17 protein-coding genes are annotated in these 23980 nt (G+C 70.8%); 5 read left to right on the top strand and 12 right to left on the bottom strand.

Annotation, left to right across the window (positions count from 1 at the left end):
• Positions 1 to 5: 5 nt before the first annotated feature.
• Positions 6 to 1013, bottom strand: coding sequence for a GlxA family transcriptional regulator (locus tag CG723_RS03675; RefSeq protein WP_100591681.1), 1008 nt, complete (start codon positions 1011 to 1013; stop codon positions 6 to 8).
• 173 nt (positions 1014 to 1186) lie between these two features.
• Here CG723_RS03675 and CG723_RS03670 point away from each other — a divergent pair, with 173 nt between their 5' ends.
• Positions 1187 to 2056: an SCO6745 family protein gene (locus CG723_RS03670; RefSeq protein ID WP_100591680.1), complete on the top strand. Its 870-nt coding sequence runs from the start codon at positions 1187 to 1189 to the stop codon at positions 2054 to 2056.
• Between the two features lie 100 nt (positions 2057 to 2156).
• Entirely contained in the window at positions 2157 to 4679 is a 2523-nt protein-coding gene (locus CG723_RS03665) for a Tex family protein (RefSeq protein WP_100591679.1), read from the top strand.
• A gap of 142 nt (positions 4680 to 4821) precedes the next feature.
• On the opposite strand, the gene CG723_RS03660 is transcribed toward CG723_RS03665, so the two are convergent.
• Together CG723_RS03660 and CG723_RS03655 are read right to left on the bottom strand one after the other, a co-directional pair.
• The gene (locus tag CG723_RS03660; protein WP_100591678.1) at positions 4822 to 6465 is read right to left on the bottom strand and encodes an ABC-F family ATP-binding cassette domain-containing protein; all 1644 of its coding nucleotides are present in this window, start codon (positions 6463 to 6465) and stop codon (positions 4822 to 4824) included.
• Between the two features lie 68 nt (positions 6466 to 6533).
• On the bottom strand, positions 6534 to 7559 hold the full coding sequence (locus CG723_RS03655) for an oxidoreductase (RefSeq protein ID WP_100591677.1): 1026 nt from the start codon (positions 7557 to 7559) through the stop codon (positions 6534 to 6536).
• Positions 7560 to 7625: 66 nt separating this feature from the next.
• Between CG723_RS03655 and CG723_RS03650 the strand changes: the two genes are divergently transcribed.
• Positions 7626 to 8585 (top strand): FAD-dependent oxidoreductase, encoded by a 960-nt coding sequence (locus tag CG723_RS03650; protein ID WP_100591676.1) that lies wholly within the window; start codon positions 7626 to 7628, stop codon positions 8583 to 8585.
• A gap of 24 nt (positions 8586 to 8609) precedes the next feature.
• Here CG723_RS03650 and CG723_RS03645 read toward each other — a convergent pair whose 3' ends face one another.
• Genes CG723_RS03645 through CG723_RS03635 form a run of 3 tightly spaced genes read right to left on the bottom strand, consistent with a single transcriptional unit; the run spans position 8610 to position 13603 of the window.
• Positions 8610 to 10277, bottom strand: coding sequence for a BCCT family transporter (locus tag CG723_RS03645; protein WP_442802519.1), 1668 nt, complete (start codon positions 10275 to 10277; stop codon positions 8610 to 8612).
• Positions 10278 to 10331: 54 nt separating this feature from the next.
• A complete protein-coding gene (locus CG723_RS03640) occupies positions 10332 to 11639 on the bottom strand; it encodes a M14 family metallopeptidase (protein ID WP_100591675.1) in 1308 nt (435 codons plus the stop codon).
• Positions 11636 to 13603, bottom strand: a complete 1968-nt coding sequence (locus CG723_RS03635; protein WP_100591674.1) for a Xaa-Pro dipeptidyl-peptidase — start codon at positions 13601 to 13603, stop codon at positions 11636 to 11638. The genes CG723_RS03640 and CG723_RS03635 overlap by 4 nt, the downstream gene beginning before the upstream one ends.
• 191 nt (positions 13604 to 13794) lie before the next feature.
• Here CG723_RS03635 and CG723_RS03630 point away from each other — a divergent pair, with 191 nt between their 5' ends.
• Entirely contained in the window at positions 13795 to 15285 is a 1491-nt protein-coding gene (locus tag CG723_RS03630; RefSeq protein WP_100591673.1) for a M1 family metallopeptidase, read from the top strand.
• A 54-nt stretch (positions 15286 to 15339) separates the two neighbouring features.
• Here CG723_RS03630 and CG723_RS03625 read toward each other — a convergent pair whose 3' ends face one another.
• The 3 genes from CG723_RS03625 to CG723_RS03615 form a co-directional block, all read right to left on the bottom strand.
• Positions 15340 to 16203: an oxygenase MpaB family protein gene (locus tag CG723_RS03625; RefSeq protein WP_100591672.1), complete on the bottom strand. Its 864-nt coding sequence runs from the start codon at positions 16201 to 16203 to the stop codon at positions 15340 to 15342.
• A gap of 68 nt (positions 16204 to 16271) precedes the next feature.
• Positions 16272 to 16592: a hypothetical protein gene (locus CG723_RS03620; protein ID WP_100591671.1), complete on the bottom strand. Its 321-nt coding sequence runs from the start codon at positions 16590 to 16592 to the stop codon at positions 16272 to 16274.
• Between the two features lie 165 nt (positions 16593 to 16757).
• On the bottom strand, positions 16758 to 18230 hold the full coding sequence (locus CG723_RS03615; RefSeq protein WP_100591670.1) for an amino acid permease: 1473 nt from the start codon (positions 18228 to 18230) through the stop codon (positions 16758 to 16760).
• A gap of 345 nt (positions 18231 to 18575) precedes the next feature.
• On the opposite strand from CG723_RS03615, the gene CG723_RS03610 reads away from it, so the two are divergent.
• Positions 18576 to 19307, top strand: coding sequence for a MerR family transcriptional regulator (locus CG723_RS03610; protein WP_100591669.1), 732 nt, complete (start codon positions 18576 to 18578; stop codon positions 19305 to 19307).
• Positions 19308 to 19332: 25 nt separating this feature from the next.
• Here CG723_RS03610 and CG723_RS03605 read toward each other — a convergent pair whose 3' ends face one another.
• The 3 genes from CG723_RS03605 to CG723_RS03595 all read right to left on the bottom strand — a co-directional run bounded on the left by CG723_RS03605 (position 19333) and on the right by CG723_RS03595 (position 23969).
• Positions 19333 to 21504, bottom strand: a complete 2172-nt coding sequence (locus CG723_RS03605; protein WP_100591668.1) for a 3-hydroxyacyl-CoA dehydrogenase NAD-binding domain-containing protein — start codon at positions 21502 to 21504, stop codon at positions 19333 to 19335.
• Between the two features lie 41 nt (positions 21505 to 21545).
• Positions 21546 to 22760 (bottom strand): acetyl-CoA C-acetyltransferase, encoded by a 1215-nt coding sequence (locus tag CG723_RS03600; protein WP_100591667.1) that lies wholly within the window; start codon positions 22758 to 22760, stop codon positions 21546 to 21548.
• A 66-nt stretch (positions 22761 to 22826) separates the two neighbouring features.
• A complete protein-coding gene (locus CG723_RS03595) occupies positions 22827 to 23969 on the bottom strand; it encodes an acyl-CoA dehydrogenase family protein (protein ID WP_100591666.1) in 1143 nt (380 codons plus the stop codon).
• Positions 23970 to 23980 lie beyond the last annotated feature (11 nt).

Genomic DNA, 23980 nt, shown 5'->3' with positions numbered 1-23980 from the left:
TTCGGTCAGGAATGGGTGGGCTCGGACGGGCGCCGGCCCGTTGTACGGGTTCCAGGTGCGCAGAAGCGGCGGCGATACTCGGCCGGGGACGCGCCGAGCGCTCTGGTGAAGGCGCGGCGCATCGCCTCGGGGGTGCCGTAGCCACAGGTGCGGGAGATCTCCTCGACGCCGTCGGAGGTGTCCTCCAGGAGGCGGCGCGCCTGTTCGAGGCGGACCAGGTCGACGTACCGGCCCGGGGTCATGCCGGTCTCGGCCTGGAAGGCGCGGGCGAAGTGGCGCGGCGAGAGGCGGGCGCGGGAGGCGAGCGACTCGACGGAGAGGTCGTCGTCGGGGTGCTCGGTGATCCAGTGCTGGACCTCGCGCAGCGGCTCGCGCCGCGCGGTCTGGGCGGAGAGCTGGGCACTGAACTGGGCCTGGTTTCCCGGGCGTCGCAGGAACACGACGAGGTGGCGGGCGACCGTCAGCGCGGTGTCGCGGCCGTGGTCCTCCTCGACGAGCGCGAGGGCGAGGTCGATGCCCGCGGTGACGCCGGCCGAGGTCGCCACGTTCCCGTCGCGTACGTAGATGGGGTCGGGGTCGACCTCGACGGCCGGGTGGTCGCGGGCGAGGCGCTCGCAGTACGCCCAGTGCGTGGTCACCCGGCGGCCGTCGAGCAGGCCCGCCTCGGCGAGCAGGATGGCGCCCGTGCAGACGGAGACGAGACGCTGCGCGCGCGGGCCGTGCTCCCGCAGCCAGGCGGTCAGGCGCGGATCCGGGCGGCGCGTGCCCCGGCCGCCGGGGACGAGCAGCGTGTGCGGGGCGGGCGCGTCGGCGAGTGCGTGATCGGGAACGAGCGTGAGCCCACTGGAGGTGCGGACGGGCCCGCCGTCGAGGGAGGCCGTGCGGATGCGGTACGTGTCCCCGGGGCGCGGGCCCCGGCAGAGGGCGGCTCCGGCGAAGACCTCTGCCGGTCCGGTCACGTCCAGGCTCTGGACGTCGTCGAACAGCAGGATGAGCACGGTGCGGGCGGCCATACGGCCAGTCTTCGGGCACGGCGGGATGGCCGCAATGACGAGTACCCCACCTTTGCTGCCATCGCGCGCCTGACGTGGTGGGAGCAATCCGGTGAATGGTCTGGCGAACGCTTCGGCGAACGGTCCGCGCCCCGCACGTTCCGCCCGTACCAACCAGTCGGTAACGTACTCGCATGACGACCTCCCCGGACCCCCGCGCCGCCCGCCGCTGCCACAACATGCTCAACCCGTTCCACTCGATGCACTACTTCTCGCCCGACCTGGGCAAGGAGCTGGGCGCCATCGGGATCACCCACCGGAGCGCGGCGTACTTCGCGGCCCGCGCGGCGGCGATGGGGGCCGTCGGTGCCGGGACCGTGACGGCGACCTTCTACAACTTCAAGCACGAGCTCGTCGCCGAACACGTGCCCGCTGTGTGGGAAACGGCCTCCCCGGAGACGGTCCTCGCGGCACGCGCGCGTGCCGTCGACTCGACGCTGCGCAGGCTCCTCGGCGACGAGATCGTGGCCTCCCCGGAGATGGCCGAGGCCGCCGCTCTCGCGCTTCGGGCCACGGAGGCCTGCACCCGCCACGCCCGGCCGCTGTACGCCGCCCACGCCGACCTGCCGGTGCCCGAGGAGCCGCACCTCGCGTACTGGCACGCCGCCACGCTGCTGCGCGAGCACCGTGGCGACGGGCATGTGGCCGCGCTGCTCGCCGCTGACCTCGACCCCGTCGAGGCGCTGGTGAGCCATGTCGCGACCGGCAAGGGCATGGCCCCGAAGTGGCTGCTCGCCACGCGCGGCTGGACCCGCGAGGAGTTCGACGCGGCCGCCGACCGGCTGCGGGAGCGCAAGGTGCTCGACGCGCAGGGCGAGTTGACCGAACTCGGGGCGGCGCTGCGCCACGACCTGGAGGCGCAGACCGACCGGCTCGACCGGGAGCCGTACGCGCACCTGGGCGAGGCGGGCGTGGCCCGGCTCACGGAGCTGGCGGGCGGTTTCATGGGCACCGCCCTCGGCGCGGGCGCGTTCCCCGCCGACCTGATCGGCAAGGCCGCCTGAACGGGCACATGGCGTCGGCAGGCCGGTGGGCTGCCCCCCGTTGTCGGCGCCACCTGCCACAATTGCCGCGCACCCTCAGTTGAGAAGGCGGTACGGCATCGTGGCAACACCCAGCGCAGGTCCCATCACGGGGTCCATCGAAGGCAGGATTGCCGAGGAGCTCGGCGTACGGGAGCGGCAGGTGAAGGCCGCCGTCGAGCTGCTCGACGGCGGTTCGACGGTCCCGTTCATCGCGCGCTACCGCAAGGAAGCGACCGAGATGCTCGACGACGCGCAGCTGCGCACGCTCGAGGAGCGGCTGCGCTATCTCCGGGAGCTGGAGGAGCGGCGCGCGGCGGTACTCGACTCGGTCAGGGAACAGGGCAAGCTGACCGACGAGTTGGCGGCGCAGATCATGTCCGCCGAGACCAAGGCGCGCCTCGAGGACATCTATCTGCCGTTCAAGCCGAAGCGCCGCACCAAGGCGCAGATCGCGCGCGAGGCAGGGCTGGAGCCGCTGGCGGACGGGCTGCTCGGGGACCCCACGGTGGAACCGGCCGCCGCGGCCGCCTCGTTCGTCGACGCCGACAAGGGCGTCGCGGACGCGCAGGCCGCGCTCGACGGCGCCCGCGCCATCCTCACCGAGCGCTTCTCCGAGGACGCCGACCTGATCGGCGAGCTGCGTGAGCGCATGTGGGGCCGGGGTCAGCTGGCCGCCAAGGTCCGCGAGGGCAAGGAGGAGGCGGGCGCCAAGTTCGCCGACTACTTCGACTTCTCGGAGCCGTTCACCGCGCTGCCCTCCCACCGGATCCTCGCGATGCTCCGCGGCGAGAAGGAGGACATCCTCGACCTGACCCTGGAGCCGGAGGAGCCGGGCGACGTCGCCGGTGGCCCGTCCTCGTACGAGCCGATCGTCGCGGACCGGTTCGGGATCAGGAACCAGGGGCGGCCCGGGGACAAGTGGCTGTCCGACACGGTGCGCTGGGCCTGGCGGACCCGCATCCTGGTGCACCTCGGCCTCGATCTGCGGCTGCGGCTGCGCACGACCGCGGAGGACGAGGCCGTGCAGGTCTTCGCGGCGAACCTGCGGGACCTGCTGCTGGCAGCCCCGGCGGGCACGCGCGCGACGCTGGGCCTCGACCCCGGCTTCCGTACGGGGGTGAAGGTCGCGGTCGTCGACGCGACGGGCAAGGTCGTGGCGACGGACGTCATCCACCCGCACGTGCCCGCGAACCGGTGGGACGAGGCGCTGGCCAAGCTGGCCCGCCTCGCGGCCCAGCACTCGGTCGACCTGATCGCGATCGGGAACGGCACGGCGTCGCGCGAGACCGACAAGCTCGCCGGTGAACTCATCACCAAGCACCCGGAGTTGAACCTCACCAAGGTGATGGTGTCGGAGGCGGGCGCGTCGGTGTACTCGGCGTCGGCCTTCGCCTCGCAGGAGCTGCCCGACATGGACGTGTCGCTGCGCGGCGCCGTGTCGATCGCCCGCCGCCTCCAGGACCCGCTGGCCGAGCTGGTGAAGATCGACCCGAAGTCGATCGGTGTCGGCCAGTACCAGCACGACCTGTCCGAGGTGAAGCTGTCGCGCTCCCTGGACGCGGTCGTCGAGGACTGTGTGAACGGCGTGGGCGTGGACGTGAACACGGCGTCCGCGCCCCTCCTCGCCCGCGTGTCCGGCATCGGCTCGGGCCTCGCGGAGAACATCGTGGCGCACCGCGACGCGAACGGCCCGTTCACCTCCCGCAAGGGCCTCAAGGACGTGTCCCGGCTGGGCCCGAAGGCGTACGAGCAGTGCGCGGGCTTCCTGCGGATCCGCGGCGGCGACGACCCGCTCGACGCGTCCTCGGTGCACCCGGAGGCGTACCCCGTGGTCCGGCGCATGGTGAAGACGACGGGCGGCGAGGTCGCGTCCCTGATCGGGAACGCGGCGGCGCTGCGCGGGCTGCGGCCGGCCGAGTTCGTGGACGACAAGTTCGGTCTGCCGACGGTCTCGGACATCCTGAGGGAGCTGGAGAAGCCGGGGCGCGACCCGCGTCCCGCCTTCAAGACGGCGACCTTCAAGGACGGCGTCGAGAAGATCTCCGACCTGGCCTCCGGGATGGTGCTCGAGGGCGTCGTGACGAATGTGGCGGCGTTCGGCGCGTTCGTGGACGTCGGTGTGCACCAGGACGGGCTCGTGCATGTGTCCGCGATGTCGAAGACGTTCGTGAAGGACCCGCGGGACGTCGTGAAGCCGGGCGACATCGTCAAGGTGAAGGTCCTCGACGTGGACATCCCGCGCAAGCGCATCTCGCTGACGCTGCGTCTCGACGACGAGGCGGCGACGGGCGAGCCGGGCGCCGGTGGCGGGGCCGGCGCCGGTGCCGGTGCCGGTGGCGGCCGCCGGGAGCGTGGCGGACGCCCGCCGCAGCAGCGAGGGCAGCAGCGCCAGGGACAGGGCGGACAGGCACAGGGCGGCCAGGGTCAGGGCGGCCAGGGTCAGGGCGGCCAGGGCCGACGCCAGGGACAGGGCCAGGGCCAGGGACAGCGGCAACAGTCCCAGGGGCAGCGGCGCGGTGGCGCGTCCGCCCCGGCGCCCGCGAACAGTGAGATGGCCGAGGCGCTGCGCCGCGCGGGCCTGCTCGACCCGAAGGGTCGCTGACACACCCGGGGCCGGTCACCACGCAGGTGACCGGCCCCGGGCAGCACGTCAACGCGGGCGGCCCATGCAGACGCGGCCTGCACACGTCGGGCCGGCGCCGCGCGTCTGCCCACACGGCACCCGCCGGCCCATGCGGCGCACCTCAGACCGACAGCTCCGTCACCTTGCCGTTGGCGACCTCGAGACGCCGCTGCGTCCTGACGGCGTCCAGCATGCGGCGGTCATGGGTGACAAGCAGGAGCGTGCCCTCGTACGAGTCGAGCGCCGACTCCAGCTGCTCGATGGCGGGCAGGTCGAGGTGGTTGGTCGGCTCGTCCAGGACGAGCAGGTTGACGCCCCGGCCCTGGAGCAGCGCCAGCGCGGCGCGGGTGCGCTCGCCCGGCGACAGTGTGGCCGCCGACCGCAGGACGTGATCGGCCTTCAGGCCGAACTTCGCGAGCAGGGTGCGCACCTCGGCCGGCTCGGTGTCCGGCACGGCCGCGCAGAACGCGTCGAGCAGCGACTCCGAGCCGTGGAACAGGGCCCGCGCCTGGTCGACCTCGCCGACGACGACACCGGAGCCGAGCGTCGCGTGCCCCGCGTCCAGCGGCTCCCGGCCGAGAAGCGCGCCGAGCAGCGTCGACTTCCCGGCGCCGTTCGCCCCCGTGATCGCGATGCGGTCGGCCCAGTCGATCTGGAGCGAGACCGGACCGAGCGTGAAGTCGCCGCGCCGCACCTCTGCGTCGCGCAGCGTGGCGACGACGGCGCCGGAGCGCGGCGCCGCCGCGATCTCCATGCGCAGCTCCCACTCCTTGCGCGGCTCGTCCACGGCGTCGAGGCGCTCGATCATGCGCTGCGTCTGCCGGGCCTTGGCCGCCTGCTTCTCGCTGGCCTCGCTGCGGAACTTGCGGCCGATCTTGTCGTTGTCCGTGGCCTTGCGGCGGGCGTTCTTGACGCCCTTGTCCATCCAGCCGCGCTGCATCTGGGCGCGGCCTTCGAGCGCGGCCTTCTTGTCGGCGTACTCGTCGAACTCGTCGCGCGCGTGCCGGCGGGCGACCTCGCGCTCCTCCAGGTAGGCCTCGTATCCGCCGCCGTAGAGGTTGATCTCCTGCTGGGCGAGATCGAGCTCCAGGACCTTGGTGACGGTGCGGGTCAGGAACTCTCGGTCGTGGCTGACGACGACCGTGCCCGCGCGCAGCCCGCGCACGAAGGACTCCAGGCGCTCCAGGCCGTCCAGGTCGAGGTCGTTGGTCGGCTCGTCGAGCAGGAACACGTCGTAGCGCGACAGCAGCAGCGAGGCGAGGCCCGCGCGCGCGGCCTGGCCGCCGGAGAGCGAGGCCATCTCCTGGTCGAGCCCGACACCGAGGCCGAGGGAGCCGGTGACCTCCTCGGCACGCTCGTCGAGGTCGGCGCCGCCGAGGTCGAGCCAGCGCTCCAGGCTCACGGAGTACGCGTCGTCGGCCCCCGGGGCCCCGTCGACGAGGGCCTGGGTGGCCTCGTCCATGGCGCGCTGCGCGGCGTCGACGCCGGTGCGCCGGGCGAGGAACTCGCGCACGGTCTCGCCGGGGCGGCGCTCCGGCTCCTGGGGCAGGTGCCCCACGGTCGCGCCGGGCGGCGAGAGCCGCAGCTCGCCCTGCTCGGGGGTGTCGAGGCCGGCGAGGAGCTTGAGGAGCGTGGACTTCCCGGCGCCGTTGGCGCCGACGAGCCCGATCACGTCCCCGGGCGCGACCACGAGGTCGAGCCCGGAGAACAGGGACCGGTCGCCGTGCCCGGCGGCGAGGTTCTTGGCTACGAGAGTGGCAGTCATCAGACCGCCGATTTTAGCGATCGGACGGACCGCCCACGCCCGCCGCTCCCCGGCTGCGGAAGACCCCCTCACCGGGCCATCGGCGCCACCAGCACGCTGCCCGTGGTGCGGGCCACGACGAACGACTCGCCCCTGGTCGCCTTCGGGTCGAGGGCGATGCGGTGGCGGCCCGGTTCGAGTACGGCGTCGAAGACGTCCTGGGCGTGGCTGCGGTAGAGCCGGTCGAGGCGGTACGCGGTGAGGCGGACGCGGCAGGCGGAGGTGACCTCCAGGCCCGCCTCCCCGTCGGCGGCGACGAGGCGGGTGAGGCGGCGCTGCGGGACGGCGCGGCGGTCCAGGGCGCTCTCTATCTGGGCGACGAGGAGCGGGATGATCGGGGCGAGCCCGTCCACGTAGGCGGTCTCGGCGCCCGCCCGCTCGAACTGTTCGCGCACCGCGGCCCGGTCGGACTCACTGACGGCACGGCCGAAGGCGACCGCGCCGTAGGTGCGCAGTTCGTCGGGCGGCACACCGGCCGCGTCCTGGGTGATCTCGGCGCCGATGCCGATGGTGCGCAGCGCGGCGGCGAGCCTGGCGAGGACGGCGACGCGGGCCCCGATGAGCAGGACACGGCGGGCCGGGGCGGGCTCCGCGCCGCCGTCGAGCAGCGGCCGCAGGGACTCGCGGTACGCGGCGCCGTGGAAGCGGAAGGGGCCTATCCCGTGGTAGCCGTTGAGCTCCAGGTCGGCTCGTTCCTCGGTCTGCCAGGCGAAGTCCCGCCAGATGACGTCGGGCCCGTCCGCCTCGATGACCGCGGTGACGGCCCCGCATTCGAGGCCCTCGCACTCGGGACACCCGTAGATGACGTAGCGGCCGTCGGGGAGCGGAGCGTCCGCTTCGAGGAGCAGGCTGCGGACGTGGGCCGTGAAGATCGCCGGCGGGATGTCGGAGGCGAGCGGGGAGACGGCGTCGAGGTCGGAGAGCTGGAACAGCAGCGGCGAGCCGTTCACGATGAAGTCCAGGAACTCCCGGTGGACTTGGTAGTCCCCGTTCGTGAGAACTCCACCGGCGCGCATGGCCGGTGCCAGGCCGAAAGTCGCGTACTCGGCAGACATGCCCTGAGTATTCCCACCCGCGACCTGATGTGAGCACGGCATGACCCATTCCGCTACGGTCCGTTCGTGGACAGTGACGCGAGCAGCGATGTGATCGTGGTCGGCGGCGGGGTCATCGGCCTGACGACGGCTCTTGAACTCGTACGCATGGGGCGGCGCGTGCGGGTGTGGACGCGGGATCCCGCCGCTCTGACGACGTCGGCGGTCGCGGGAGCGCTGTGGTGGCCGTACAGGATCGACCCGGTGGAACGGGTGAGTGACTGGTCGCTGCGGTCCCTGCGCGTGTACGAGGAGCTGGCGGCGCAGCGCGGTCCTGCGGGCGTGCGCATGGCGGAGGGCGTGCAGGCCGACACCCTCCTTGAGGGGCTTGGACCGTGGGCGGACGGGGTGGCGGGGCTTCGTCCGGCGACCCCGGCGGAGTACGGGGGCGGCACGGGCCTGTGGGCGCGGCTTCCGCTGGTGGACATGCCGGTGCACCTGGAGTGGCTGAAGGAGCGCTTCCTGGCGGCGGGCGGGCGCGTGGAGACGCGGGAGGTCACGGACCTCGCGGAGGCGGGCTCTCAGGCGCCGGTCGTCGTGAACTGCACGGGCGCCGGCGCGCGAGCGCTCGTGCCGGACGATGCCGTACGCCCCCTGCGCGGGCAGCTCGTCCTCGTGGAGAACCCGGGTGTGGACACGTGGTTCGTCGGCGGCGGCGACTCCCCGGACACCTCGACGTACTTCTTTCCGCAGCCCGGCCGGCTGATCCTCGGTGGCACGGCACAGGAGGACGACTGGTCGCTCGAACCGGACCCCGCCGTGGCGGAGGCGATCGTGGCGCGGTGTGCGCGGGTGCGGCCCGAGATCGCGGGGGCGCGGGTCATCGGGCATCGGGTGGGGCTGCGGCCGACGCGGCCCGAGGTGCGGGTGGAGCGTGAACGGGCTTCATGGGGCGGGGTGTTGGTGCACAACTACGGGCACGGCGGGGCCGGGGTGACGGTCGCGTGGGGCTGCGCTCAGGAGGCGGCAGGGCTCGCCGTCTCCTGAGCGGTTCGACCGCGCGACAGCAGGTCAGTCGATCGGGTCGTCCTCCCCCTCCGTGCCCTGGCCCGGCCCGATCCGGATCTCGAAGTCGCCGTCGTACTGCTCGTGGCCGGCGATGACCGCCGCCTCGACGGCCTCGTCGCCCCTGTCACTGCGGACGATCAGCGGGTCGTGGCGCAGGTCCCGCATGAGGGCCACGCACATCCCGATCATGACGAGGGTGAAGGGCGCGGCGACGAGGATCGTCAGGTTCTGCAGTCCCGTCAGCGCGTTGCCCGAGCCGTTGCCGATGAGGAGCATCACGGCGGCGACGGCTCCGGTGACGACGCCCCAGAAGATGACCACGAAGCGGCCGGGTTCGAGGGCGCCCTTCTGCGAGAGCGTGCCCATCACGATGGAGGCCGCGTCGGCGCCGGACACGAAGAAGATCCCGACGAGGATCATCACGAGCAGGCTCGTCGCGGTGGCGATGGGGAACTCGTCGAGCACGCCGAAGAGTTGGGCTTCGGGAGTGGTCGCGCCGCGGAGGGCTCCGTGCTCCTTCAGGTCCATCGCCGTGCCGCCGAAGACCGCGAACCAGACGAGGCTGACGGTGCTGGGGACGAGGATGACGCCGCCGACGAACTGGCGGATCGTACGGCCCTTGCTGATCCGGGCGATGAACATGCCGACGAACGGCGTCCAGGAGATCCACCACGCCCAGTAGAAGACCGTCCAGCTGCCCAGCCAGGCCGCGACGCCCTTGCCGCTGGATGCCTCGGTCCTGCCGATGAGCTGCGGCAGGTCACCGAGGTACGCGCCCAGTGAGGTGGGCAGCAGGTCGAGGACCAGGATCGTCGGCCCGGCGATGAACACGAACACGACCAGGATCAGCGCGAGGACCATGTTGATGTTGGACAGCCACTGGATGCCCTTCTCGACGCCGGACACCGCCGAGGCGACGAAGGCGACGGTGAGGACCGCGATGATGGTGACGAGGAGGCCCGTGCTCGCCTTGTCCATCCAGTTGAGGACCTCGAATCCGCTGCCGATCTGCAGGGCGCCGAGGCCGAGGGACGCGGCGGAGCCGAACAGCGTGGCGAAGATCGCGATGATGTCGATGACGCGGCCCCAGGCGCCGTGCGCGTGCCGCTCGCCGATCAGCGGTACGAAGACGGAGCTGATGGTCTGCCGGCGGCGGCGCCTGAACGTGCTGTAGGCGATGGCCAGTCCGACGACGGCGTAGATCGCCCAGGGGTGCAGCGTCCAGTGGAACAGGGTCGTGGCCATGGAAGTCTCCATGGCCTGGGCCGAGTCGACGGGCTGGGTGCCCGGCGGGTGCCTGGTGTAGTGGGCGAGTGGCTCGCTGACTCCGTAGAACATCAGGCCGATGCCCATGCCGGCGCTGAACATCATGGCGACCCAGGAGACGGTCCTGAACTCGGGAGTCTCGCCCTCGTCGCCCAGCGTGATCTTCCCGTACCGGCTGATCGCCAGCCAGAGCGCGAAGACGACGAAGCCGGACGCGGCCAGCATGAACGCCCAACCGCCGTTGTGGATCAACCCTTTGAGGAGGCGTGTCGAGACGTCCTCAAGGGAGTCGGTGGCGACGGAGCCCCAGATGACGAACGCCACGGTGAGTGCGGCTGTCACGCCGAACACCACCCGGTCGGTCGCCGGACTCCGTCGCCCCGTCGCCTCCGCGGCAGGTTTGATTTCGGGATTATTCACCCCTCAGGACCTACCACAAACGACGCGAACGCCCCGGTTTCAGCACGTGGTGTCGGGCTCCCCCTCGATGAGGTGGTACGGAGCACGCGCGTCGAGGAGCAGTGTCACGAGCGCCCGTTCGGACTGGCGCAGCGGCACGAACGCCCCTTCCCCTGTCCGGTTTTTGCGCACGGTGATCCCGTGCAGCGCCAGCTTGTCCTTGACGGACGCGTACTGCGACGGGTCGAGGCGGTAGCCGCACGGCGGGTTCTGGATGGTCTCCGCGGGTTCGGCCGGGTCGTTGTCCGCGCCGCCGACGTAGACGGGTCCGCGGTCGCGGTATCCGGCCACGCGGGCGGCACCGGTGGCCGCCTCGATCCTGCCGCGATGCTGGTCGGTGAATGTGAACAGGCCGCCGAGCGCGGAGAGTTGACTCTTGACGCGGCGCCGGTTGTTGAGTGCGGGGTCGGCCTTCTCCGCGTCGGTCTGAGGGTCGACGCGGCTCTCTATGAGCAGTCCGACCGCGTGCTTCACGCCGGAGACATTGCGCAGGATGCGCTCCTGCCCGTCCCCCGCGGTCTGCTTGACGGGCTCGCCGGTCACCGGGTCGGTCCAGATGCCGTACGTGCCGGTCGAGTATTCGCCCGCGTTGGCGGCAGGACGGACGTATGCCGTGGAGAGGGTCTCCGCCTCGTCGTGGACCTGGGTGTCGGTGTTGAGGTTGCGCGGCCAGAGGTCGAAGAGGTCCTTGTCGTAGTACTTGGGTGTGGCCCCGTACTCGTGGAGGTCGTAGATCACGTCGGGCTTGCGGTCGCGGATGACGGCGGCCATGGCCCGCGCCTCGGCGGTCTCCAGGGCGATGTGGTCGCGGTTGATGTCGATGCCGTCGGAGTTGCCGCGGGTGTTCGCGGCGCGGCCGTCGGGGTTGGCGGTGGGGACGACGAGCAGGGTGGTGCGGGACAGGAAGGCCTTCGTCCTTCTGTCCTTGGCGTAGGCGAGGTCGCGGATCGTGGTGAGACACGCCTCGCGGCCGGACGGTTCGTTGCCGTGCTGGCTGCAGATGAGCAGCACGGTGTTCGCGGTCCGGTGCGCGCCGATGCGGACGAGCTGGACGGGCCTGCCCTGTTCGGTGGTGCCGGCCGTGTCGACGGAGACGCGGTCACTGCCCTTGTCGACCGCCGCGAGGAAGTCCTGCTCCTCGGGCTGACCGGTCCAGCGGGCGCCGTCGCTCAGCTCGAAACCGGTCCTCGGTGGCGCGGAGGTGGCCTGGGCCGGGGCCGTGAGCAGGGGCGCGGCGAGGGCGGCCGCCGTCGCGGCCAGGGCGAGGGTACGGATACGGATACGGGGTGTCGTCGAGCGCGGTGTCATCGAGTGCTGCCTCCCGGGACGGGGCGGAACGGGCGGGGGTCGGCCAGGCGTTCGGGTGCCGACGTGCGCGGCGCGGCGGTGTGGGTGCCGGCCGTGGCGGACTCGAACGCGTGGGCTCCGCCGACGAGCGGGACGCGCGCGGACGTCCTGGCCAGGTCGAGGGTGAGCGTGGGCCTGGTCGACGGCGGGTCGATGAGGTCCTTGTCGGTGCCCGCGACGATCAGCGCGAGGCGGTGGCCCGCCGGCACGACGTGGTCGCTCGGGGCCAGGTCGAGGGTGATCGTGTACGGCTTGCCCGGGGTGAGCGGCTTGCCCGTGCGCTCCGAGGCGTAGTTGCCGAGGTCGGCCCAGCCGCGGCTGAAGACGGTCCGGTCGACGTCGGCGGTCTTGGCCTCGGTCCGCAGGAAGCAGGAGCTGTCGCCGGCCGTGCTCGCGCCCCAGCAGGTGCGGTCGGTGAGCGTGGTGATGCCCTCGCCGCCGTCGGCGTAGTCGCGGATGGTGGCCGGGCCGAGGTCGACGAGTACGGCCGAGAGGTGGGCGGTCGTGGTCGACGGGGTGGCGGTGACGGTGACCTTCGACGAGCCGGACAGGCGCAGGTCCTTGCCGAGCGGCTCGGTGATGAACCCGGCCTTGTCGGGCGTCGACTTGTCGATCTGCGCGGCCCAGTCGGTCTCGCTCAGCTTCGGGTCGTCGGTGAACGCCTCGGTGCCCGAGCCGTGCTTGAGGCCGAGCTTGCCGACGCCGGCCGCGCTGCCCTTGGCGGGGCTCAGGCGCACCGAGTCGGTGGTGCGGGGCGGCCAGACGCGGTCGGTGGTCCAGTGGTCGGGGGTGCGCTCGATGTCGGCCATCGGTTCGCGGTCCACGCCGTTGTCGTAGCCGAGGAGTTCATGGTCGAACCAGCGGTGGAGGGTGTCGACCCAGGCGCTCCGGCGGGAGTCGAAGGGGTCGACGTGGCCGGTCTGCGCGAGCCAGATCTTGCGGTCGACGCCCGCCTTGGCGAGGGCGTCCCACCACTGGCCGAAGTGCTTGGCGCGGACGTTGAGGTCCTGCATGCCGTGCACGACGAAGACGCTGGCCTTGACCTTGCCGGCGTCGGGCACATAGTTCCGCTCGTCCCACAGGCCGGTCCAGTCACCGGTCCTGGGTGCCTCGTCGACAAGTCGCTTCTGTACGGCGGCGCAGCGGGCGCGGGCCTCGGGGCTCTCGACGTAGTCGGACAGCCACTCGGGTCCGCTGTCGTACAGGGGCGCGCCCTGCTGGAAGTAGTAGTCGTACCAGGAGGAGATGCCGCCGATCGGGACGATCGTCTTCAGGCCCTCGACTCCGGTCGCGGCCACACCGTTGGCGATGGTGGCGTCGTAGCTCTTGCCGATCATGCCGGTTCTGCCGTTCGTCCAGCCGGCCTTGGCGCGTTCGGTGCCGGTACGGCTGGTGTAGCCCTTGCCGCGGCCGTTCAGCCAGTCGACGACGGCCTTGCCGGACTGGATGTCGGAGCGGCCGCCGACGTCGACACAGCCGTCGGAGCGGTTGGTTCCCGCGAGGTCCACGGCGACGAAGGCGTAGCCGCGCGGCACGAAGTAGTTGTCGTAGTACAGCGGGAACTGGACGACGTTCCCGTGCTCGTCATACGTCTTCAGCTGGCTCTCGTTGCCGCGGCCGCAGCAGGAGTAGTACGGGCTCGCGTCCATGATCACGGGGACTTTGCGGCCCTGCTGTGCGGGTTCGCGCGGCCGGATGATGTCGACGGCGACCCGGTCGGTCTTCCCGTCGCCGTCGCCGTCGAGCCGGGTGTCGACCCAGACGGATTCGCGGATGGCCTTGTCGTACGAGTAGACGGGCTTCGACTCACGGGGCGTGGCGCTCTGGGCGGCCCCGGGAGAGACGAGGACGGCAAGGAGTGCGGCGGTGACCGCTGTCGCGAGCGTCCTCCACAGGGGGCGCATGCGTCTCTCAGGTATCGGCATGGGGCGGAAGCTACCCCGGCGAACTCCCTTGCAAAAGAGGGCAGTCCTTGGCGATGAAAGGTCCATGGGACGGATTGGCACATGTCGGCCGAATGGCGATCGTGTGACACGTGGGGCCATGGACATGACCGAGGCGGGAGGGGCTGAATAGGGTCGCAACAACGTTCACGGTCCTACGACTTGGAGCTTTCGTGTACCGCAGACTCATCGCCCCGGGCGCACTGGCGGCCGCTCTCATGCTGGCGATCCCGGCATCGGCGGCGGACTTCGAACCTGGGGCTCCGGGCATCGGCGACCCCTATTACCCGGACTACGGGAACGGCGGCTACGACGTCTCCCACTACGACCTGCGCCTGAAGTACCAGCCGAAGACGGACCTCCTGGAGGGCACGGCGACGATCCTCGCCACGTCCACGCAGGACCTCTCGCGCTTCGACCTCGACTTCGGCCTCAAGGTCAGCGAGGTCCTCGTCAACGGCAAGAAGGCCAAGTTCGCCACGTCCGACGTGGAGGAACTCGAGGTCACTCCGCCGGCGGGCCTGCCCAAGGGATCGACGTTCACCGTCGTCGTCCGCTACGCCGGCAAGCCGTCCGAGGTGAAGCTGTACGGCTTCACGTCCTGGCAGCGCACCCCGGACGGCGGCATCGGGGCCAACGAGCCGGAGTCCGCGGCCTGGTGGTTCCCGTCGAACGACCACCCGCGCGACAAGGCGACGTACGACGTGTCGGTGGCCGTGCCGGACGGGACGCAGGCGATCTCCAACGGCGTGCTCCAGTCGCAGTCGTCGAAGCTCGGCTGGACGCGCTTCAACTGGCGTTCCAACAAGCCGCAGACGACGTATCTGACCACGCTCGCGGTCGGCAAGTTCGACATCACCACGGACAAGACGGCGGACGGCCTGCCGGTCGTGAACGCGTACAGCAAGGACCTGGGCGACAACTACGGCGCGGCGCGCGCCAGCGTCGAGCGGACCACCGAGGTCGCCGAGTGGCTGGAGACGAAGTTCGGGAAGTACCCGTTCAACGCGCTCGGCGGGTACGTCCCGAACGTGCCGTCCAGCTTCGCCCTGGAGACACAGACGCGGCCGTTCTACAGCCCGAAGCAGTTCGCGAACGGGTCGAACGTGTCGGTGATCGTGCACGAGCTGGCGCACCAGTGGTACGGCGACAGCGTCTCCGTCGACGGCTGGAAGGACATCTGGATCAACGAGGGCTTCGCCCGCTACAGCCAGTGGCTGTGGTCGGAGAAGGAGGGTGAGGGCACGGCGCAGGAGCTGGCGGACTACACCTACGCGCAGCACCCGGCCGACGACGCGTTCTGGAAGGTCAAGCCGGGTGACCCGGGCGCGGAGAACCAGTTCGACATCGCCGTGTACGACCGGGGGGCGCTGGCCATCCAGGCGCTGCGCAACGAGGTCGGCGAGAAGAAGTTCGCCGCGATCCTCAAGGGGTGGCCGCAGGAGCACGCGTACGGGAACGCGAAGGTCGCCGACTTCGTGAAGTTCGCCGAGAGGGTCTCGGGCAAGCCGCTCGCGGCGCTCTTCGACACGTGGCTCTACCAGCCGTCGAAGCCGGGCACGGCCGCGGCGCAGCGGGACCGGGTCGCGCGGGCCGGGGTGGCGCCGGCGCAGCCGAAGTCGTGGAAGCAGATCGCGGCGACGAACTCGGTGCACGACCACTGAGGCGCAGTGGCCTTTCGGGGTCAGTGACCTTTCGGGGTCAGTGACCTTTCGGGGTCATCGGGCGCGGGCCGTTTCGGCGGCGCGCGCCCGTCGCGCCATCGGCAGATAGCGCAGGCGCTCCGGCAGGAGCGGCACCACCCGCCGGACGACCGCGCCGAACCGTCGCAGTCTGCGCTCCTGGACCGGGGTCCACGGCAGGCCGATGGCCTCGCGCGCGTCGGGCGGCATCAGTCCGATCGTGAGGAAGCGGCGGAAGCGGGCGAGCGGGGGCAGCAGCAGCGGCCACAGTGCGCGCAGCGCGAGCCTGACCGGCAGCGGCCCGCGGTCGGGCGGCGGGACCGGTGCGTCGACGGCGACGAGTTCGCGTACGACGGCCGTCAGCTCGATCTCGTCGGCCAGAACCTTGCGGTAGTAGGGCCAGAACTCCTCGACGGTCTGCGGCATGTCGCGGTCGTGCAGGCCGAGGATCCGGCCGACCTGAAGCCACTCCGCGTAGAGCCGGCGTTCCTGCGCCTCGGTGAAGGGGCGGCGGCCGAGGTAGCGCTGTGCCTGCCGGTACACGGGGAAGCCCGTGGCGTGGACCCAGGCGTAGTACTCAGGAGTGAGCGCGTGGTAGCTGCGGCCCCGGGTGTCGGTGCCGCGGATGGTCCGGTGGAGCTGTCGCAGGCGGCGGCCTTCCTGTGCAGCGTCCTCACCGCCGTAGACCCACAGCATCACCGAGCGCAGTGAGCGCTCGCCGCGGCCCCAGGGGTCCGTGCGGAACACGGAGTGCTCGTCGACGCCCGCGCCGACGGCCGGGTGGGCGACCTGAAGGGTGAGCGCCGCGGGGAGGGCGAGCAGGGAGCGCACCTCACCGGCGATGTCCCACAGGATGCCGCCGGGCGGAGGGGGCTCGGGATCGAGGTCGTGCTGCTTCATACGGCTCCCCAGCGGTTCCCGGGTGATACGTGATCCAGTATGCGCGGCCCCGGTTCCTGTGGTGCGGCTCAGGGGTGTGCCATGCCGCCGCCCTGCGACTCACTGCCCAGGCGGGACGCCAGGTCGGACGCGAGCTCCGAGACACAGGTGCGCAGGTCCGTCTCGGCGGCGGCGACCGGGCCGCGCGGCCCGGCGGCGAGGTCCGCGCGGGGCCGCACGGGAGCGCACTGGCAGGGCTGAGGCAGTTGCTCGCTCCCCGGGGCGGCCGCCTCCTGATCCCCGGCCCACCGCCGCGCCCGGCCGACGACCCCCGCCGCGAACAGGGCGACGGATGCGCCGAGTTGACCCACCTTGAGGTGGAATTCCAGGGGCAGGGATACAAGGGCCATGCCATGGACCTACCCGACCACCCGCCACTAGCAACGTGCGGCTCAGTCCCCGTGGTCGTACACCGTCACCGCTATGCCCAACGGCACGGTGGCGTCACCTCGGACATACGTGATCTCCGACATGACGCCACCGTAGGGGCTGCCACTGACAGTGGGGGGCCGGCGTTATTCGCCGTCGGTCAGCTTGGCCAGTTCCTGGGTCGACTCACGCTGGATGCGGCGGCGGGCGGCGAACCAGCCGGCGACGAGCATGACCGCGATGACCGGGATCAGCATCAGCGTCTTGCGACCCGTGTCCGGGTCGTTCCACATGAGGCCGAGCACGAGCAGCAGGAAGACGATCGTGACGATCTCGGTGACCGGGGACCAGGGCAGGCGGAACGACGGCCGCTTGATCAGGCCCTGCTTGGCCCGCCGGACGAACGCCAGGTGGGCGACCATGATCATGACCCAGGTGCCGATGATGCCGATCGAGGAGACCTCGATGACGATCTCGAAGGCGTCGTGCGGGAGGAGGTAGTTGAGGCCGACTCCGAGGACGCCGACACCCGCGGTGAGCAGGATGCCGCCGTACGGCACCTGGCTGCGGTTCATGCGGGCGGTGAACTTGGGCGCGGAGCCCGACATCGCCATCGAGCGCAGGATGCGGCCGGTGGAGTAGAGGCCCGAGTTGAGGCTGGACATGGCCGCGGTGAGCACGACCAGGTTCATGATGTCGCCGATGCCGCCGACGCCCAGCTTGCTGAACAGGGTGACGAACGGGCTCTCGTTCGACGAGTACACCGAGGACGGCAGCAGCAGTGCGAGCAGCACCACCGATCCGCAGTAGAACAGGCCGACGCGCCACATGATCGAGTTCACCGCGCGCGGGACGACCTTCTGCGGGTCGGCGGTCTCGCCTGCCGCGACACCCACCAGCTCCAGGGCGGCGTACGCGAAGACGACGCCCTGCATGACGAGGATCACCGACATAGTGCCGCTCGGCATGAATCCGCCGTGGTCCGTGATCATGCTCAGGCCCGGGGTCTGGCCGTCGATCGGGTGCTGCGTGGCGATCAGGAAGACGCCCACGAACAGGAAGGCGACGAGCGTGGCCACCTTGATGATCGCGAACCAGAACTCCATCTCGCCGAAGTACTTCACCGAGATCAGGTTCACGCCGAGCACGACCGCGAGGGCGATCAGCGCGAGAACCCACTGCGGAATGGTCGTGAAGGCACTCCAGTACTGGGTGTAGAGGGCGATCGCGGTGATGTCCGCGATGCCCGTCATCGACCAGTTGAGGAAGTACATCCAGCCGGCGACGTAGGCGCCCTTCTCACCGAGGAACTCGCGCGCGTACGAGACGAAGGAACCCGAGGACGGCCGGTACACGACCATCTCGCCGAGGGCGCGCACGACCAGGTACGCGAAGACTCCGCAGACGAGGTATGCGACGGCGAGTGCGGGGCCCGCCGAATGGAGGCGGCCGCCCGCTCCGAGGAACAGTCCGGTACCGATCGCGCCACCGATCGCGATCATGTTGACGTGGCGGGCCTTGAGGTCCTTGCTGTAGCCGGCGTCACCCGCGTCGGCGGGCGCCTGGGACGCATCTGTGCGGGATGCGTCCAGAGCCGTGTTGGCGGCTTCCTTGCTCACGTGGGGGGATCCCTCTGTGGTGCCCGGATTGCTCCGGGGTCCGGATGTGCTGCGGCCCGCGACATTCCTGACATGGCGCGGACCGACTGTGCACCTTCCCCCACCAGGCAGGGAGCACGCGGTGGCGGAGATCACATAGCGGCACTTCTCACATGATGATCAGCCTCTGTACAGCGGGTTCCGCGAGGCGTATAAGCGCTCACTCACACCCCAACAGCCCCTTCACACCCGCCCTTTCCACCCCGCAGCGCTTTCACAACTTTGGTGTCTCAGCAATACTGTTGAACCTGTCCGGGTGCGGAACCGGAGTACGCAGGACGCGGGACCCGAGAAGCGAGGCGCAGCATGACGACGGACACCGGGGAGCCGACGCTCACGGTCGACGAACTGGCCGCGCGCGCGGGCGTCACCGTCCGTACGATCCGCTTCTACAGCACGAAGGGCCTGCTCCCGCCGCCCGTGATCGGGCCGCGCCGGGTCGGCCACTACGGCCGGGACCACCTCTCCCGGCTCGCGCTCATCGAGGAGCTCCAGCACCAGGGCATGACACTCTCCGCGATCGAGCGGTATCTGGAGCAGCTGCCGGCGGACCTGAGCGCCGACGATCTGGCGATCCACCGTGCCCTGGTCGCGAGCTGGGCCCCGGACGCGGCGGAGGACGTCACGCGGGCGGAGCTGGAGCGCCGGGCGGGGCGGCCCCTGTCCGGGGAGGATCTGGACCGGCTCGCCGCGATGGGCGTAGTCGCGTACCTGGAGGACAGCGACACCTTCCGCGTGGACCCCGGTCTGCTGCGGCTCGGGGTGGAGCTGCTCGGGGTGCCGATCGCGCACGAGACGATCCTCGCGGCGCGCACCGTCCTCATGAAGCACACACGGGACGCCGCCCAGGAGCTGACGCGGCTGTTCCGCGACGAGGTGTGGGGGCCCTACCGGGAACGGGAGTCGGACCCGGAGCACGTGGCGGCGATGAAGTCGCTGTCGGCCCATATGCAGCCGATGGTGGTGCAGGCCCTGGTGACCGCGTTCCAGCGGTCGCTCAAGGAGCAGCTGCGGGAGGCGTTCCGCGCCGAGGGCTGACCCCCGGCGCGGAACCCCGTGACCGTCAGGCGTCGGTGAAGGTCTCGCCCTTCTCGGCCTTCTCGACGAGCAGCGCGGTCGGCTGGAAGCGCTCGCCGTAGCGCTCGGCCAGTTCACGCGAGCGGGCTACGAAGCCGGGCAGGCCGCCCTCGTAACCGTTGATGTACTGCAGGACTCCGCCGGTCCAGCCCGGGAAGCCGATGCCGAAGATGGAGCCGATGTTGGCGTCAGCGACCGAGGTCAGGACGCCCTCCTCCAGGAGGCGCACCGTGTCGAGCGCCTCGGAGAAGAGCATGCGCTCCTGCATGTCCTTGAACGGGATCTCGTACCCGGGCTTGGTGAAGTGCTCGCGCAGGCCCGGCCACAGGCCGGCGCGCTTGCCCTCCACGTACTCGTAGAAGCCCGCGCCGCCGCTGCGTCCGGGACGGTCGAACTCCTCGACCATGCGGTCGATGACGACGTCCGAGGGGTGGCCGGCCCAGGTGCCGCCCGCCTCCTCGACGGCCCGCTTGGTCTCGTTACGGATCTTGCGGGGCAGGGTCAGCGTCAGCTCGTCCATCAGGGACAGGACCTTGGCCGGGTAGCCGGCCTGGGCCGCGGCCTGCTCGACGGAGGCGGGCTCGATGCCCTCGGCGACCATCGCGACACCCTCGTTGATGAAGTGCCCGATCACGCGCGAGGTGAAGAACCCGCGCGAGTCGTTCACGACGATCGGCGTCTTGTTGATCTGGCGGACCAGGTCGAAGGCGCGGGCGAGCGCCTCGTCGCCGCTGCGCTCGCCCTTGATGATCTCGACGAGCGGCATCTTGTCGACGGGCGAGAAGAAGTGCAGCCCGATGAAGTCCTCGACCCGCTCGACGCCCTCGGCGAGGAGGGTGATCGGCAGGGTCGAGGTGTTGGAGCACAGCAGCGCGTCCGGCTCGATGACGTGCTGGATCTCCTTGAACACCTTGTGCTTGAGCGCCGGGTCCTCGAAGACGGCCTCGATCACGGCGTCGCAGCCGGCGAGGTCCTGCGGTTCGGCGGTGGGCGTGATGCGGGCGAGGAGCGCGTCCGCCTTCTCCTGGGTGGTGCGTCCGCGGGAGACGGCCTTGGCGCAGAGCTTCTCGGAGTAGCCCTTGCCCCGGGCGGCGGCGTCGGCGGTCACGTCCTTGAGGACGACCTCGATGCCCGCGCGGGCGCACGAGTAGGCGATACCCGCGCCCATCATGCCGGCGCCGAGGACGGCGACCTTGCGGACGGTGCGCTTCTCGATGCCCTTGGGCCGGTTCGCGCCGGAGTTGACGGCCTGGAGGTCGAAGAAGAACGCCTGGATCATGTTCTTCGCGGTCTGGCCGGTGACGAGCTCGGTGAAGTAGCGCGCCTCGATGGTCAGGGCCGTCTCGAAGTCGACCTGGGAGCCCTCGACGGCCGCGGCGAGGATGTTGCGCGGGGCCGGGTAGGGGGCGCCGTTCAGCTGCTTCTTGAGGTTGGCCGGGAAGGCGGGCAGGTTCGCCGCGAACTTCGGGTTGGCCGGGGTGCCGCCCGGGATGCGGTAGCCGGGCTTGTCCCAGGGCTGCTGCGACTCGGGGTTGGCGTCGATGAAGGCGCGCGCCTGGGCGAGCATCTCCTCGGGGGTGGCCGCCACTTCGTGGACGAGGCCGTTCTCCAGGGCGCGCTTCGGCGTGTACTGGGTGCCCTGGAGGAGCACCTTCAGCAGGGCGTCGGTGATGCCCATGAGGCGTACGGTGCGGGTGACGCCGCCGCCCGCGGGGAGCAGGCCGAGCGTGACCTCGGGAAGGCCGATCTTGGAGCCGGGCGCGTCGAGGGCGATGCGGTGGTGGGAGGCGAGCGCGATCTCGTAACCGCCGCCCAGGGCCGCGCCGTTGATCGCGGCGACGACGGGCTTGCCGAGCGTCTCGATGCGGCGCAGGGAGCGCTTGATGCCGGTGCCGGTCTCGAACGCCTGCTGGGCGTTCTCGGGGCCGACCTTCATCATGTCCTTCAGGTCACCGCCCGCGAAGAACGTCTTCTTGGCGGAGGTGTAGATGATGCCGCGGATCGAGTCCTTCTCGGCCTCCGCGCGGTCGGCGATCGCCGCGATGGAGTCCTTGAACGCCTGGTTCATGGTGTTCGCGGACTGGTTGGGGTCGTCGAGGACGAGGGTGACGATTCCGGTCTCGTCCTGTTCCCAGCGGATGGTGGTGCTCTCGGTCATTTCTGCTGCTCCGTAGATGCCAGTGCGGGAAAGGACGGGGGTCAGAGTCGCTCGACGATCGTGGCGATGCCCATGCCGCCGCCGACGCACAGCGTGGCGAGGCCGTAGCGCTTGTCCTGGCGCTCCAGTTCGTCGATGAGGGTGCCGAGGATCATCGCGCCGGTGGCGCCGAGCGGGTGTCCGAGCGCGATGGCGCCGCCGTTGACGTTGACCTTGTCGAGGGAGAGGCCCATGTCCTTGACGAAGCGCAGGACGACGGCGGCGAACGCCTCGTTGATCTCGACGAGGTCGATGTCGTCGATGGTCAGACCGGCCTTGGCGAGGGCCTTGCGGGCGGCCGGCGCGGGTCCGGTGAGCATGATGGTGGGCTCGGAGCCGGAGACCGCCGCGGAGACGATCCGCGCGCGCGGGGTCAGGCCGTGGCGCTCGCCGACCTCCTTGGTGCCGATGGCGACGAGGGACGCGCCGTCGACGATGCCGGAGGAGTTGCCCGCGTGGTGGACGTGGTCGATCTTCTCGACCCAGTGGTACTTCTGCAGCGCGACGGCGTCGAAGCCGCCGAGGTCACCGATGTCCGCGAACGACGGCTTCAGCTTGGCGAGCGAGTCGGCGGTCGTGCCGGGGCGCAGGAACTCGTCGTGGTCGAGGACCGTCAGGCCGCTGCGGTCCGTGACGGGCACGACGGAGCGGGCGAAGCGGCCGTCCTTCACGGCGGCGGCCGCGCGCTCCTGCGAGAGCGCCGCGTACTCGTCGACGTCGCGCCGGGAGAAGCCCTCGATGGTGGCGATCAGGTCGGCGCCGATGCCCTGCGGCACGAAGCCCGTCTCGTAGTTGGTCATCGGGTCGGCGAACCAGGCGCCGCCGTCCGAGGCCATCGGGACGCGCGACATCGACTCGACGCCGCCGGCGAGGACGAGGTCCTCCCAGCCCGAACGGACCTTCATGGCCGCCAGGTTGACCGCTTCGAGGCCCGAGGCGCAGAAGCGGTTCTCCTGCACACCGGCCACCGTGTCGGGGAGTCCGGCCGCGATGGCCGCGATCCGCGCGATGTCGGAGCCCTGGTCGCCGACCGGTCCGACGACGCCGAGCACGATGTCGTCGATGGCGGCGGGGTCGAGATCCGGGAAGCGCCGCTGGACCTCGTGGATCAGTCCGACGACGAGGTCGATCGGCTTGGTGCCGTGCAGGGCGCCGTTCGCCTTGCCGCGTCCGCGCGGGGTGCGGATCGCGTCGTATACGTACGCTTCGGTGCTCACTCGCTTGCCTTTCAATGAGGGTGGGCCGGGCAATGAGGTGGGCCGGGCCGGGAGGTCGGTGGGGAGTCAGCCGAGCAGGGAGCGCCCGATGATCTCCTTCATGATCTCGGTCGTGCCGCCGTAGATCGTCTGGATGCGTCCGTCGGTGAAGGCCTTGGCGACGCGGTACTCCGTCATGTAGCCGTAGCCGCCATGGAGCTGGAGGCAGCGGTCCGCGACGCGCTTCTGGAGCTCGGTGGCCCACCACTTGGCCATCGAGGCATGCACCGCGTCGAGTTCGCCGTTCGAGTGATCGACGATGCAGCGGTCCAGGAAGGTCCGGGTGACGGCGCACTCGGTGGCCATCTCGGCTATCTCGAACCGGATGTGCTGGAGCTTGGCGAGCGGGCGGCCGAAGGCCTCGCGCTCCTTGACGTACGTCGTGGTGATCTCCAGGAGGTACTCAGCGGCGGCGATCCCGGCGACGGCGATGCCCATGCGCTCCTGCGCGAGGTTCGTCATCAGGTGGACAAAGGCGCCGTTGAGCTCGCCGAGGAGATTCTCCTTCGGGACGCGGACGTCGTTGAAGAAGAGCTCGGCCGTGTCCTGCGACTTCTGGCCGATCTTGTCGAGGTTGCGGCCGCGCTCGAAGCCCTCCATGCCGCGCTCGACGACCAGGAGGGACAGGCCGTGGGCGCCGCCGTCGGGCGTCGTCTTCGCGACGACGATCACGAGGTCGGCGAGGATCCCGTTCGAGATGAACGTCTTGGAGCCGTTGAGCACCCAGTGGTCGCCGCGGTCCTCGGCCGAGGTGCGGATGCCCTGGAGGTCGGATCCGGCGCCCGGCTCGGTCATCGCGATGGCCGTGATCAGGGAGCCGTCGCAGAAGCCGGGCAGCCAGCGGCGCTTCTGCTCGTCCGTGGCGAGCGACGTCAGATACGGCCCGATGATGTCGTTGTGGAGGCCGATCGCGAGGCCGGCGGCTCCCGCGCGCGTGAACTCCTCGGCGATGACGGCGCTGTAGCGGAAGTCGGCGTTCCCGCCGCCCCCGAACTCCTCGGGCACGGCGAGCCCGAGGAGGCCCTGCCGGCCCGCCGCGAGCCAGGCCTCGCGCGAGACGATGCCGTCCTTCTCCCACTGCTCGTAGTGCGGGGTGACCTCCTTGGCGAGGAAGGTGCGGACGGTCTCGCGGAACGCGTCGTGCTCCTCGGTGAAGATCTGCCGTTCCATTGCCATCGTGG

The organism is Streptomyces sp. CB01635, from assembly GCF_002803065.1.
Classification (GTDB): domain Bacteria; phylum Actinomycetota; class Actinomycetes; order Streptomycetales; family Streptomycetaceae; genus Streptomyces.
Note: the sequence above shows the minus strand (reverse complement) of the source record. Positions and strands in the feature narration are given on the sequence as shown.